Raw genomic sequence first — 14237 nt, 5'->3', positions numbered from 1 at the left:
AGTTTCATTCAAGCTGTGCTGTGAGTAAAAGCTTTTTTCAGAAATATCTGTCATTTATTCTGAGCGGAAGCATCATTCTTTTCCTGGTGATACTGTATTTTACACATTCTCCATTTCGGGAGTCTGTGAAAGAAGTCTGGGATGTTCTTTTGAGCGAAGACAGGGAGAGAATAAAAGATTACGTTGAACAATTCGGTGTGTGGGGACCTCTTGCTCTAATAGTATTTATTATCCTGCAAATGTTCCTGATCATCTTCCCCTCCTGGTTACCCATCATTGTAGGAGTTTTAGCATATGGTTTCTGGCTGGGAATTTTGATCAATCTTATTGGAATTGGTCTTGCCTCAACAATAGGATATTTTATAGGTAAAAAATTTAAGACAGTTTTCGTGAGCGAAAAAAAGTACGAGAAAGTTAAATTTTGGATCGAACACTATAGTTTTGGAACTGTAGTACTTTTTCGGGTTTCTCCTTTTTTCTCCACCGATGCCATTAGCTTCATTGCGGGAATTTTCAGAATGAATTATAAAAAATTCATGCTGGCCACTTATGCCGGAATGATCCCGCTAACTCTGGCCGTGGGATATTTTTCGACAGATATTGACAAACTGGAAGACGGACTCTACTGGGTAGGAGGTGCAGGAGCCGTTCTTTACGCTATTTATATTTATATTGACTATCATAAAAGAAAGAAGAAAAATGCAAAGCAATAATTTCCCAATTGATGATGTAAGAGCTCAATTTCCGGCCCTGAATTTCAAGAATCATGAGCAGGTTTTTCCAATTTATTTTGATGGGCCCGGCGGAACCCAGATGGTTCAGGGCTGCATTGACAGGATTCTCGAATATATAGAAACCGGAATGGCCAATCTCCATGGTACTTTCTCAACAAGTATTAAAACCGATGATCTTTTAGCTGAAGCAAAGAAAGCCGTTGGCGATCTACTGAATTGTCCTGCCGAAGAAATTGCTTTTGGCCAGAACATGACCAGTCTCGCTTTTCAGGTCTCTCACAGTCTGCGGCCTTTGCTGAAAGAGGGAGATGAGATCCTTGTAACCCAACTCGATCACCGCGCAAATGTAGATCCATGGATCCATTTAGCTTCGGAAACTGGTGCAAGCCTCAGGTGGATTCCTGTCGATAAGGAAAAACTTGTACTTGATCTTACAAACCTGGATTCCCTTATTAACCCAAAAACCAAAGTTGTAGCCGTTGGACTTTCCTCAAATCTCACCGGAACTGTCAATGACGCGAAGCGTATTTTTAAAGCAGCAAAAAAAGTAAATGCGATCACTATAGCAGATGCTGTACACGCAGTCCCTCATTTCCTTATAAATAAGCAGGAACTTGGAAGTGATGTCCTTTTCTGTTCAGCCTACAAATTCTTTGGTCCGCACCTTGGAATAGCAGCAATCAAAAAAGCCCTTTTTGAGCAGTTAGAAATTCCGAAGCTACAACCGGCACCCAATGAAATTCCGTATAAGCTGGAAACCGGAACCCAGAATCACGAAGCTATTGCCGGACTCTGCGGAAGTATTAGCTTTATAGAAAGCCTTGGATCTGGTGCCAATCGACGGGAGCGTTTAAGATCAGGAATGGAGGCCATTGAAACTCACGAACTGGAACTTGTGGCCTCCCTGCAGCAATTCCTGAAATCTGTTCCCGAAGTCAGGCTTTATCGCGCTGCTGAAGAAGTGCCAAAAACCCCGACTTTTGCCTTCCGAATCGACGGAATCCATTCCCGGCAAGCCACAAAGTTCTTTGCTGAAAAATTCAATCTTTGCATAGCCGACGGGCATTTTTATGCCTCAACCATGGCCGAAATCTTCCCCGTGATGGAAACCGGAGGCTGGATAAGGATTGGATTTGCTCCCTACAACACCATGGATGAAATAGAAATATTTAAAAAGGCATTAAGGGAGCTACTGCAAAGAAAAACATGAAGATCCTTGAACAGGTCATAAAATTTTTCGCAAAAGGTCTCCTCGCTTTTTTATTACTTATGCTGTTATACTTTGTAGCGGCAGTAGTAGGATCGGTAATTCCGGTAAACACCGAACAGCCTGAAGATGGAGAAGTCACGATCTATCTTCGGACAAACGGAGTACATACAGACTTCATTTTTCCCATCCAAAATGAGATTATGGATTGGGAGGAGTTACTTTCTCCGCAACATACCCTTTCAAAAAGGGAGAATTATCAATACATTTCTTTTGGCTGGGGAGATCTTGAATTCTATCAGAATACTCCCCAATGGAGCGACCTCACTTTCCCCACGGCAATGAAGGCGGTCTTTTTGCCAACTCCCTCGGCTATGCACGTGGAATTTGAGGGACCTCCAAGATTTACACAGCCAGTTATTGCTGTTGAGATTACCGAAGAACAGTACCGAGACCTGATAAAATATGTATCTGAAAGCTTTGAAAAAGATTCCGGGGGCAATGTCCTTCCTGTAGAAGACCTTCATTACAACCAGAATGACGCTTTTTTCCACGCCAAACGATCCCTGCATTCTTTTTATACCTGCAATACCTGGGTAAACAACGGTCTCAAAAATGCAGATTTAAAGGCCTGTCTCTGGACTCCTTTTGATGAAGGGATATTTTTTCAATACCGCTGATTTTATAGATATTTTAAGAAGCTTCAACTACAGCTTTACCTCTAAAAACCTTAACTTCAGACTCATAGCCGCTAAAATCAACTATAGTTATGAGTTACCTTGACAAGATCACAGAAATTCTGGGAGATGATGCTTCTAATTTGCTCGATCACACCAGTAAAAAAATACCAAAAGAGAGATTGACTGTTCCGGGACCCGATACAGTGGAAAATTTTGCTGAAAGTGACCGTAGTCCGCAGGTGCTTAAGAGTCTTGCGCAATTGTATAATCACGGGGCTCTCGGTGGAACCGGATATCTGAATATTCTTCCTGTAGACCAGGGCATTGAACACTCCGCCGCCGCCTCTTTTTACAAGAATCAGGATTATTTTGATCCCGAAAACATCATCAAACTGGCAATGGAAGCCGGATGTAACGGCGTCGCTTCTACTTTTGGAGGTCTTGCGCTTCATGCGAGGAAGTACGCACATAAAATACCATTTGTGGTCAAGATCAATCATAATGAATTAATGACTTACCCAAATAAATATGACCAGATCCCCTTCGGAAGTGTAAAGGAGGCATGGGATATGGGGGCGACGGCAATTGGCGCTACTATTTACTTCGGAAGTGAAGAAAGCACAAGACAAATTCAGGAAGTAGCCGCAGCCTTTGAAGAAGCGCATCAGCTGGGAATGGCAACTATCCTTTGGTGCTACACCCGAAACCCCGAGTTTAAAAAAGATGGAAAAGACTACCATTCAGCCGCCGATCTAACCGGCCAGGCAAATCATATCGGTGTAACCATAAAAGCCGATGTGATCAAACAAAAATTACCCACTACTAATTTCGGATTTCAGGATATCAACTTCGCCAAACACTCCAAAGAGATGTACGAAAGCCTGGCAACAGATCATCCCATTGACCTTTGCCGGCTACAGGTAGCCAACTGCTACATGGGGAAAATCGGCCTGATCAATTCAGGTGGTGGCTCTGAGGGTGACTCAGATTTTAAATCCGCAGTAAAAACTGCTGTTATCAACAAACGTGCCGGCGGCAGCGGACTCATCATGGGGCGTAAGGCCTTCCAGAGACCATTAAAAGACGGAATCGAAATTTTGCAAAGTGTGCAGGAGGTTTATTTGACAGATGAGATTACGGTTGCATAGTATTGAGAAGTTGGTATTGAGTATTCAGAAGTTTCCAAACCTAAAAGGTCTTGAAGACCTGTTAGATTTTTTTGAAGGAAGAACCCTTTCAGGGTTTGAAACCCTGAAAGGGTTGGACTGCTATTTTGACCACAAAGAAATATCCGTGCATCCGTGGCTAAAAAGAAGAAACTTCAAGGTCAAAAAAAGGACTTGAAGGTTAGTTCGGGTATTAAAAACCACTGTAAGGGCTACAAGCCGCTGACAGGTTGTATCGCATCAAACCGAATTTCCGCTCTGATTAAAAAAATATCCGAGCATCCGTGGCTTTTTTCAATGAACAATTATCAATGAACAGGAATTTTTTCGCGGCCTTGGCAAAAGCTCTGCGACCTTAGCGAGAGATAAGCAAGTATAAGTCAAGAAAAATATCCGTGCATCCGTAGCTAAAAAAACAAAACCTACAAGGTCAAAAAAAGACCCTGCAGGTTAGTCCGGGTTTCGAAAACGCTGTCAGGGCTTAAAGCCGCTGACAAGGTTGTTGCGCAAGAACCCTTTCAGGGTTTGAAACCCTGAAAGGGTTGGCTTGCAGGTTTTTCGCTGTAATAAGAAAATTATCCGTGCATCCGTGGCTAAAAAGAAGAAAACCTGCGAGTTCTAAAAAAGATCCTGCAGGTTTATTTTTTCTGATCACCGATCACCAATCACCAATCACCAATCACCAATCACTGAACACTGATCACTGATCACCAATCACTAACTTTTTGCTTTAAATAGTTCCTTCCGCTTGGGTTTCTCCACATTCGCATTCACAGGCTCTCCAAAAAGATCAAAATCGGCGGCATCTGTGATCTTTACTTCGTAAAAATCTCCTGTCTTCAAATAAATTTTAGTCGCATCGATAAGCACTTCATTGTCCACGTCGGGCGAATCGTGTTCTGTTCTTCCCACGTAGTTTTCTCCTTCTTTGCGGTCAATGACCACTCTATAGATCTTTCCGATCTTCTGCTGATTCAATTCCCATGAGATCTGCGACTGAATCTCCATGATCTCATTGGCTCGCTCCTGCTTTACTTCCTGCGGCACGTCGTCCTCAAGGTTGTAAGCATGTGTATTTTCCTCATGCGAATAGGTAAAACAGCCAAGACGCTCAAAGCGCATATCTTTTATCCACTGCTTCAATTCTTCAAAATGAGCTTCAGTTTCTCCCGGATATCCCACAATAAGAGTGGTTCTTATTGCCATTTCCGGAACTCTCTTGCGGAATTCCTTCAGTAGATTCGTTGTTTTTTCATGAGTGGTTCCGCGGCGCATGGACTTCAGCAGCTCATCAGAAATATGCTGCAACGGAATATCCAGATAGTTACAGATCTTCGGCTCCCGCTTCATCAAATCAAGCACATCCATCGGAAATCCGGTCGGAAATGCATAATGTAATCGAATCCACTCGATTCCTTCAACCTTCGCCAGGTTCTCAAGAAGTTCAGCCAGATTACGCTTTTTATAGAGGTCAAGTCCGTAGTAAGTTAGATCCTGCGCGATTAGGATCAGTTCCTTCACTCCCTGTGCAGCAAGTTTTCGCGCTTCCTCCACCAGATTTTCTATAGGAGTTGATCTGTGCTTTCCTCGCATAAGAGGAATTGCACAAAAAGAACACGGGCGGTCGCAACCTTCGGCTATTTTTAAATAAGCATAATTCTTCGGAGTAGTGGTAAGACGTTCTCCAATAAGTTCATGCTTATAATCGGCTTCAAGGGCTGCGAGTAATTCGGGAAGTTCGGTGGTTCCGAAGTATTGATCGACATTCGGGATCTCTTTGACTAGGTCCGGTTTGTAGCGCTCGCTAAGGCATCCCGTCACGAACACCTTGTCCACTTCCCCCTGCTCCTTCAGCTCTACATATTCTAAAATGGTATTAACAGACTGCTCTTTCGCGTTATCAATAAAGCCACAGGTGTTGATCACTACAATATTCCCCTCCTGCTCATGCACAACATCCTTATTATTCGCCTTAAGCTGACCCATGAGGATCTCACTGTCGTATACGTTCTTGCTGCAGCCAAGGGTGACCACATTGATCCTGTTCTTTTTTAATGACTTTGTTCTCATACTTTAATTTTGTCCCTATAAACCTCACAGGTTTTGAAAACCTTTGAGGTTTTCAAATTTCAGGTTTAAAAAGGGCTGCAAAGATACAATCTAAAATGACAAATCTGACATTCAGCAGATTGGGCTTTAAAAATTATTATTTGCCAGAAAACATTTAAATTGAACCTCTTAACCACCACCACATGAAAAATACTTTCCTGTTTAGTCTTCTTTTTATTTTTGGTCTTTCTGCTGCAGCGCAACAACGGCCACGCGACCTGGGAATAGAAATCGGTGTCATGGCACCGGGAAAACTAAATGCTATCACAGATGTTTCCGGAGTGAAAGTCGGCCACACCACTTTGATCAAAGGAGACTCTGTAAGAACGGGAGTGACTGCTATTCTTCCGCATGGCGGAAACATTTTTCAGCAAAAAGTTCCGGCGGCGGTTTATGTGGGCAATGGCTTCGGAAAGCTTGCCGGAAGCACTCAGATAAAGGAACTGGGAAATCTCGAGACGCCAATCATCCTCACCAATACGCTTAGTGTTCCCACTGCCATGAATGCGGTGATAAGCTATGTCCTGAATCAAAAGAAGAACGAAGCTGTTCGGTCTGTAAATGCCGTGGTAGGAGAAACCAACGACGGATATTTGAATGACATCCGCGGAAGACATGTTACTGAACAGGATGTGCTTCTGGCCATTGAAAGTGCTTCGGAAAATAATATTGAAGAAGGAAATATTGGTGCCGGCACCGGAACTATTGCTTTTGGTTACAAAGGCGGAATTGGCACCTCATCACGAAAACTTCCGGAATCCCTCGGTGGATATACCGTTGGCGTGCTGGTCCAATCCAATTTTGGCGGAGTGCTACAAATCGACGGCGTGCAGGTTGGGGAAGCGCTGGGGAAATTTAGCTTTAACGATGAGCTGTTGAATAATGTCGACGGCTCCTGCATGATCGTGGTGGCGACCGATGCTCCGCTGGACAGCCGCAACCTGGAAAGGCTGGCAAAAAGGGCATTTTTGGGAATCGCTAAAACCGGAGGCATAGCTTCTAATGGCAGTGGCGACTACATCATCGCCTTCTCCACTGCCGAAAACCTGCGAATTCCCTACCGAATAAAAACAAATAACCTCAAGCAGGAAATCGTACCTAATGACCGGATAAGTCCGCTGTTCATGGCTGCAATTGAAGCCACAGAAGAAGCAATCATAAATTCTCTTTTTATGGCAGAGACCATGACAGGGCAGGATGGAAGGACGATTGAGCAGTTGCCGGTGGAGAAGGTTTTGGAGATGATGAAGGGTTAATTTTTTTGTTGCGCGTTGCGGGTTACGAGTTGCCAATAGATTCAAGGTTTAATGTTCAAAGTTCAAAGTAAAATGTTGCCTGTTCACCAATGTCTCCCCGAGCGGAGTCGAGGGGTGCAGAAGTTACATGTTGCGGGTTACGAGTTACGCCTTCCAGGTTTATTGAAGCTTTTTCGAAGCAAAGGAATACCGGTTGCTGGTTACAAACCAGTTTCCCGCAGATTTCGCAGATTTCCGCAGAATTAAACTGAGTTGGCGCGGATTTTCAATCCGTGCCGGGCACTCTCCTCCGTTCTGGAATTATTGACCAACGTGGAAAAATGAGATTTAAAGGTAGAATATTGAAATAATTTCTGATCATTGGTTATTGTTAATTGATCATTGAGATGCTCGCGTTAAGCGAGCAAACTCCTCCTGAAGCCTTGCTGTAATTTCCCCGTTTTGGGAGGTATAGATCTCTTTACCTTCGGTATGTAAGGATTCCACCACAGTGATTTGAGTGGTGGTACCGGTGAGGAAGATCTCCTGAACTTCAGATATATTATTTAACAGAAAAGCTTCTTCTTTATATGCAACTCCCAGATCCCGGCACATCTCCAGCACAAGCTTTCGGGTAATGCCGGACAGGATGTGCGGACCTTCAGGATGAGTGTAAACTGTTCCGTCGCTGACGAAAAAAGCTGTGGAATGAGAACCCTCAGTGAAATATCCGTCGCGCACGAGCAGGTTTTCATCAAATCCACCGGCGATAGCTTCTTCATTGGACATCGTGTTCGCCAGCAAGGCAGTAGATTTTATGTCACACCTCTGCCACCGGAAATCTTCAGAAACCAAAACCTTCCAACGTTTCTCCTGAAATTTCTCCAGCTGGGCAGGAAAAGCATACATGAGAAATGTAGGTTTGGGGTCATCAGGAAAATAATGAGTCCGCGGCGCGGCACCACGTGAAACCTGGATATAGACCGCAGCATCAGAATCTGACAGTCCGGCGCGGGAAAGGACTTCGAACATTAAGGTCTCTAAAATGCTAAAATCGAAAGGAATTTTTATTTCTCCCAGGCAGTACTTCAGCCGATCCAAATGATCCTGCAATCTGAAAGGTTTTCCGCGGTAAAAAGGTGTTACCTCATAGATCCCGTCGCCAAACATGAAGGCTCGGTCGAATACAGAAACTGTTGCTTCCTGAGGAGGCATCCAATTGCCGTTTAGGTAGACTTCGGAGGGGTAGTTTTTTTTGTTCTTCATCTGGTTTAAAAACACTTTCCGAATTTACGGAAGGGCATTTAAATAAATTCTAATATTCCCGGATTTGTTCTTGATATATGCGGCCGTTTTTTGTAAGCTGTGAAAAGAATTTTGTCTCACTAAAAATTTGGTGTTTTTCGATCGGAGTACTCAAGGTTTCACATGAAGCAAACAAAGCAAAAACTTAAGAGCACGAAGAAATGGTTACTCCATTGCTGCAACCTAAAATTTCAAAAGAACTCTCCAATCCCCTTTTTTACTGATAACTTATACCATATTCAATATACATTATACAATTAAAAAAGGTTTCACACAAAGCAAAAAAAGTTAAAAATTAAGAGCACAAAGAAAGGACTACTCAATTTGCTGCAACTTCTATTATTTCAAAAGAACTCACCAACCCCTTTTTTACTAATAAATTATACAATATTCAATATACATTATACAATTAAAAAGGTTTCTCGCAAAGGCCGCAAAGCTTTAGCGCAAAGAGATTATTCAAAATTGAAGCTGGAAACCTGGAACCTGGAACCCGGAAACCTTCAATTTTAAACCTTAGACCTCAGACCTTAGACTTTAAAAAAAGCCCTTCGAATTAACGAAAGGCTATTTTCCAGTTTAGAAATTATTTGAAAACTATTCCTGTGCTAATTCCTTTTCCAACTCCCGCACTGCGGTTTCAATCTGTGGATCCTTTCCATTAAGAAAATCATTGTAAGGCAATGGTACCATGATATCCGGTTCCAGCTGCAGGTTTTCTGTAGGTCTTCCTTCAGCGCCAATTGTGGCTACCATGGGAATTCCGAAGACGATGGTAGGATCAATTTGTCTTTCCCACCAAACTGCGGTTCCGGTGCCGGGAACGGGCATTCCGACAAGTTTCCCCAGGTCATTTTGTTTGTAGACATAAGGAAAAATAAAAGCATCACTGTAATTCCCTTCTCCCATCACCACAATACTCGGTTTGGTCCACCTGGCCATCGGCTCTCCGCCTTTCACCACATTGCCCTGTGGGGCGAACTTCAGATATTCTTTTCCGCTAAGGAAGGTGTTGAGATCATCATGCAACCATCCGCCGCCGTTGAATCTGGTATCTACTACCAGGGCTTTTTTGTCAATATTTCTTCCGAGGGCATTTTCATACACATCCCTGAAGCTGCTGTCGTTCATTCCGCGGATGTGAAGGTAACCCAGTTGCCCGTTACTCAAAGAGTCTACCATCTCCTCCATCATATTAACCCATCTTCTGTACATTAACTGGCTCTCCTCTCCGGTAGAAAACGGCTGCACTTTCTCATCGAAAGTGCTATTTCCTCTCTTAATTGTAAGTAGTGTATTCTTGTCATTGAGACCCAGGAGGTATTTGTTCCAGTTGTCATTGGCAGCAATTTCCTCTCCATTGATCTTCACAATTACATCGCCTGCCTTTACTTTGGAAGTGGCCTTATCTAAGGGTCCTCCCGCAAGTACTTCAGAAATCTTTATTCCCTCGCCGGAGTACTTTTCGTCGAAAAGCAAACCAAGAGCAGCAGATTTGAGTCCGTTATTCTCGGGACGGTATCTGCCACCGGTATGAGAGGCATTGAGTTCGCCCAACATCTCACTCAGCAGCTGCTGATAGTCATAGTTGTTATTGATGTAAGGCAGGAACTTCGAATACTCTTCCTTATACATCTCCCAATCCACACCGTGCAATTCAGGGTCATAGAATTTCTTCTTGACCTGCCGCCATATATGGTCGAACATATATTTTCTTTCGGCTTCGGCATCCACCAGCATATCTCCGGCAATGGTAATATTCTTCACTTCACCACTTTCTGCATCAACCTTAACAAGCTTTCCGTTGTTGCTCAAAAATATAGTCTTGTCATCTTCACTGATCTCAATACCACTAGGAGAGCCACCCAATTTCGCAAGGATCTTTGTGTCTCTCGTACGCGGCTCTGTCACCCAAAGGTCATAGCCCTTTTCAAAAGATGCCAGATAATAGACTTTGCTGGCGTCCTTGTTGAGCACATAATCGCTGATACTGGCACTGTTGATGGTCAACTTCTCTCTACGGTACTCCAGATTGTCGAGATTCAGTACGAGCGGCTTTTTATCTTCAGGCTTCTCTTTTTTCTTTTTGGGTTTTTTTTCTTCCTCTTCCTTTGCTTTCTTCTCCTCCTCTTCTTTCTCCTTTTTCTCTTTGGTAGTTAGTAGCTCAAATTCTTCCTTGCTCAGTTTGAACTTATCGTAAGCTTCCTGATCAAAGAAAACCCCGTAGATATCCACTTCCCTGCTGCCTTGAAGTGCCAGAGATTTTCTTCCTTCCTTGCTGCTCTCGTAGGTCATCATTTTTCCGTCCATTGCCCATTTAGCGTTGGACTCACCAAACCCGCTGTTTATTGGATGGAAGATCTCACCAGATCCGTCTGCTTTAATTAAAGCCACATTGTTGTTGAAAAAGTAGCCTTTTTGATCATCAATAAGCAACCAGCGGCTGTCTGGGCTCCAACTGTACGACCAGTCCCCATCACTGTAGGAGTAGTTTCTGCCTTCAGGATGAACAGTGGATTTCTTCCCGGAATCAAGGTCAAGCACTTTCAGGATGTTCCTTTCTTCTATAAAAGCGATTTTCTTCCCATCGGGCGAATATTTCGGCTGAAATTCTTCTGCTTCCGTAGCAATTACAGGTTCAGATTTAAGCACTGTAGAGGCATAGAAATATTGCTCTTCGGGACGTGACAGAGTAACTTTATACACATTCCAGCTGCCCTCTCTTTCACCGGAAAACAACAAGGTCTTTCCGTCTTCAGACCAGCTGATCATCCTTTCCTGCTCCGGAGTATTAGTGACCCTTTTAGTACGGGAATCATCCACACCGGTTACGAACACTTCTCCGCGGTTCACGAAGGCGATCTCTTTATTATTTGGAGACACCGCAAATTCTGTAACAGAATTGATATCCATATTCTTCACAGGCTCATAACCCGAATCACTCATCACCTTTACCTCCACCTTCTGAGCCTTTGCGCCCGGACTCAAGGTGTAGATGTCTCCCTTCCAGGAAAACGCGAGTTTATTATCATCTGAGATTGTCAAATGCCTAACCGGAAAATCCTCGAATTGTGTTAGCTGCTCTTCATTACCTCCCGAAAGTGACATTTTATAAAGGTTTTGTGTGCCGCTCTTTTCGTTTAGATAAAATACTGCGGAAGCATCTGCACTAAAAACAGGCTCCCTGTTTTCACCTTCAAAACTGCTGAGTTGTTTATAGGTGTTATTATTAATATCGAACAACCAGATGTCCCTGGTGACCGAAGAAGTATGGTGCTTTCTCAGGTCGTCTTCATAGCCTTTGCGGTCTTCAAAAACCAGTTGAGAACCGTCTTTGCTGAAGTTCGCATCATCGGCCCCGGCTGCGGTAAGTAGTAGTGGTCTTCCTCCTTTTACAGGAATGGTATAAAGGTTTTTAAATAGTCCCGGGCTCGGAAATCTTACACTTTCTGCCGGTGCATTACGACCACTGCCAAAGAGCACTTTTGCATCCTCTGCAGTGAAATCGTATGGCAGGTCATCTGTGCTGTTAAATGTCAGTCTTACCGGTGCACCACCCGTGGCGGGCATGGTGAAGACGTCAAAATTCCCGTAACGGTCGCTGGCAAAGGCAATGGTTTTCCCATCGTTGCTCCATACCGGCCAGCCATCATAGGCATCTCCGGTAGTAATGGGCACGGCTGTACCGCCATTTTGAGCCACCCGATACAGGTTACCCATGTAGCTGAAAATAATGGTATTCCCGTCAGGGGAAATACTTGGAAAACGCAGCCAGTGCGCCGCCTCCTGCGCAGTCACTGAAGTTGAAAAAATGGCAATAAAAATTGCCAGGAAAAATCTTTTCATGAAATCTGAATTTTGGAAGGTTTAAATATAAGTAATTGGGAGAAGAAAAAACAGGTGAAGAGTAGCTAAGGAAGAAGTCTGTTTATTCTGATTTTAAAGTAAAATTAAGGTGAAAAATGCGGCTGTGAGAATAACCGATAGGATGAAAGCCAATATTAACTTCCTTTTTTCTTTCTTAGCTTTAAGCCTGATCTCTTCTTTAATTCTTTTTAACTCCTGAGGATCAATCTTATCAAATTCGATTTTAGTCTTACCCGATTGAGATCTTATCAGGTCTTTTATATCTCTGAATTTTCTCTTGCCCAGTTGTCCCCTGTTGTATTTAAGGCTCTGGTTCGCCTGAGACATACTTCCTTCGCCGCCCATATATCTTTAATTTTTTTAGGTTCTTAAGTAGCTAAACTTTTGAGCTGTTTAATCAGATTCCAGTTTAATTAAGCCCTCATATGTAAAAGGGATCTTAATTATAATAGCTGAATCCTCTCTCCATTTTTTTTCATTTAATCCTGTTATTTCCTGGACAATTTCAGATTCTATGATCCAGCCGGTTTCAGAATCCAGAATATAGGTTGCTACCATATTTCCGTTTGAACTAATCCTGAAAAACTCTCCATTCATTTCTGTAAATGACTCATTTTTATCAGATACAGTTTCAGAATTTATTTTAATTATTGTTTGGTTTTGATCCCTCTCCAGAAGCTCAAACTGGTTGTTTAAGGTTACGCCGGAGATGGTTTCAAGCCTGATTGTATTATTCCAGACATCACCGACTGTGACCGGCCCTTTTGGATATATTGCTGTAAACATTTCAAGTGAACCTTTCATAGCTTTTTCTCCAAAGGTCTGTTTCAAAGTATATACAGCATGAGCCTGATCAAGTTTGGGAATATCCAAATCCAGACCTAGCAAGTTGTCAAAAAGATTTTCCATTTCAACATCTTTAACTATACCATATTCGGAAATAGATGCCTCAAAGGGTGATTTGGTCATTTCTTTCATGATCAGGTCGAAGACACTCAGGGAATCTGTTTTTTCAGTATCTGCCGAAAATGTAGTATCACCCATACTTGCTGAAAAGTGCACAGTCTGAAAGTATATTTCAAGGCGATATAATGAATCTGTTTTTTCTTTTACCTTAAAACGCATTTTCCCGCCGTAGATAGCATCTGTCACAGATAATTCTCCCTGAATATCCTGAGTCATCTTTACATGTGTCGTGTTGTTGTGATAGTACGACTCATTGATTAACAGATTTAATTTTAATTCCTGTGCATTGGATAGTTTTGCACCGATTAGTGCCAGGAAAACTAAAAGCAAAATTTTTCTCAATATTTAAATTTTTGACTGCTTTCTAATATGCTCTATAAGTCATTAATTCACCATTCCCGAAACTTGCAACTTTACCCACGTTTCGCTGGTAATAATTAAGGTATTCGGTCAACTTTGTCTCATCTCTGTTTTTTAATTGACGAGCTTTCATAACTAACAAACCTGAATATTTCTTTCCGGTGTTTCCAATTCACCGTTAAGCTCAACTATTTCATATTCCCACGATTGGTCCGAATTTACCCATGTATAACCGACCGTCGGATTTTTTGGCATAATTAAATTTTCGGTTTCTGATTTTGTATCATAGTAAAGAACACTACCGTTTTCAATTCTATAAAAAGTTTCTACTTTTTTACCCCAGGAATATTCTATAATTCGGGTACTATAGCTTTTTCCATTGATTTGCTTTGTACGTGAAATGTCCTTGTGGTTCACAAAAGCATTGGAATCAGTATAATTGAAAGTAGAATTTTCTGAACCTATTGGATAATAGGTATGAATATCGGTCTTGTCAAAGGTTTTCTTCATTGCGCAACCAGAAAGCATCAATAGAAGAAAAAACAGGATCTTTTTCATTTCGAACGGTTTAGTAAACAGGGTTTCCTGAAATTCGCTTTGATTCACTC

The 14237-nt window shown here is 42.5% G+C and carries 11 protein-coding genes; 5 read left to right on the top strand and 6 right to left on the bottom strand.

The window, feature by feature from the left end; all coding sequences use genetic code 11:
- Nucleotides 1–20: 20 nt before the first annotated feature.
- From G564_RS19515 to G564_RS0116300, 4 genes are all read left to right on the top strand, one after another.
- Complete coding sequence (locus tag G564_RS19515; RefSeq protein ID WP_037374173.1) at nt 21–713, top strand: TVP38/TMEM64 family protein; 693 nt, start codon at nt 21–23, stop codon at nt 711–713.
- Nucleotides 700–1944, top strand: coding sequence for a cysteine desulfurase-like protein (locus G564_RS0116310; protein ID WP_037374170.1), 1245 nt, complete (start codon nt 700–702; stop codon nt 1942–1944). Before G564_RS19515 ends, G564_RS0116310 begins: the two co-directional genes overlap by 14 nt.
- On the top strand, nt 1941–2621 hold the full coding sequence (locus G564_RS0116305) for a TIGR02117 family protein (protein ID WP_037374168.1): 681 nt from the start codon (nt 1941–1943) through the stop codon (nt 2619–2621). The genes G564_RS0116310 and G564_RS0116305 overlap by 4 nt, the downstream gene beginning before the upstream one ends.
- Before the next feature lie 89 nt (nt 2622–2710).
- Nucleotides 2711–3769 (top strand): class I fructose-bisphosphate aldolase, encoded by a 1059-nt coding sequence (locus tag G564_RS0116300; protein ID WP_029038593.1) that lies wholly within the window; start codon nt 2711–2713, stop codon nt 3767–3769.
- Between the two features lie 735 nt (nt 3770–4504).
- Here G564_RS0116300 and rimO read toward each other — a convergent pair.
- Nucleotides 4505–5857, bottom strand: a complete 1353-nt coding sequence (gene rimO / locus G564_RS0116290; protein ID WP_029038591.1) for a 30S ribosomal protein S12 methylthiotransferase RimO — start codon at nt 5855–5857, stop codon at nt 4505–4507.
- A 182-nt stretch (nt 5858–6039) separates the two neighbouring features.
- On the opposite strand from rimO, the gene G564_RS0116285 reads away from it, so the two are divergent.
- Nucleotides 6040–7152 carry a DmpA family aminopeptidase gene (locus G564_RS0116285; RefSeq protein ID WP_029038590.1) on the top strand — a complete coding sequence of 371 codons (1113 nt, stop codon included), beginning with the start codon at nt 6040–6042 and terminating at the stop codon, nt 7150–7152.
- A 378-nt stretch (nt 7153–7530) separates the two neighbouring features.
- On the opposite strand, the gene G564_RS0116275 is transcribed toward G564_RS0116285, so the two are convergent.
- The 5 genes from G564_RS0116275 to G564_RS0116255 form a co-directional block, all read right to left on the bottom strand.
- Nucleotides 7531–8397: an aminotransferase class IV gene (locus G564_RS0116275; RefSeq protein WP_029038589.1), complete on the bottom strand. Its 867-nt coding sequence runs from the start codon at nt 8395–8397 to the stop codon at nt 7531–7533.
- Between the two features lie 636 nt (nt 8398–9033).
- Nucleotides 9034–12282: a S41 family peptidase gene (locus G564_RS0116270; RefSeq protein WP_029038588.1), complete on the bottom strand. Its 3249-nt coding sequence runs from the start codon at nt 12280–12282 to the stop codon at nt 9034–9036.
- 93 nt (nt 12283–12375) lie between these two features.
- Nucleotides 12376–12648 carry a hypothetical protein gene (locus G564_RS0116265; protein WP_029038587.1) on the bottom strand — a complete coding sequence of 91 codons (273 nt, stop codon included), beginning with the start codon at nt 12646–12648 and terminating at the stop codon, nt 12376–12378.
- A 48-nt stretch (nt 12649–12696) separates the two neighbouring features.
- Nucleotides 12697–13611: a DUF6263 family protein gene (locus G564_RS0116260; protein ID WP_029038586.1), complete on the bottom strand. Its 915-nt coding sequence runs from the start codon at nt 13609–13611 to the stop codon at nt 12697–12699.
- Nucleotides 13612–13764: 153 nt separating this feature from the next.
- On the bottom strand, nt 13765–14187 hold the full coding sequence (locus tag G564_RS0116255) for a membrane lipoprotein lipid attachment site-containing protein (RefSeq protein WP_156879277.1): 423 nt from the start codon (nt 14185–14187) through the stop codon (nt 13765–13767).
- Between the last annotated feature and the right edge of the window lie 50 nt (nt 14188–14237).

This window comes from Salinimicrobium xinjiangense DSM 19287, assembly GCF_000423585.1.
Lineage (GTDB): Bacteria > Bacteroidota > Bacteroidia > Flavobacteriales > Flavobacteriaceae > Salinimicrobium > Salinimicrobium xinjiangense.
Note: the sequence above shows the minus strand (reverse complement) of the source record. Positions and strands in the feature narration are given on the sequence as shown.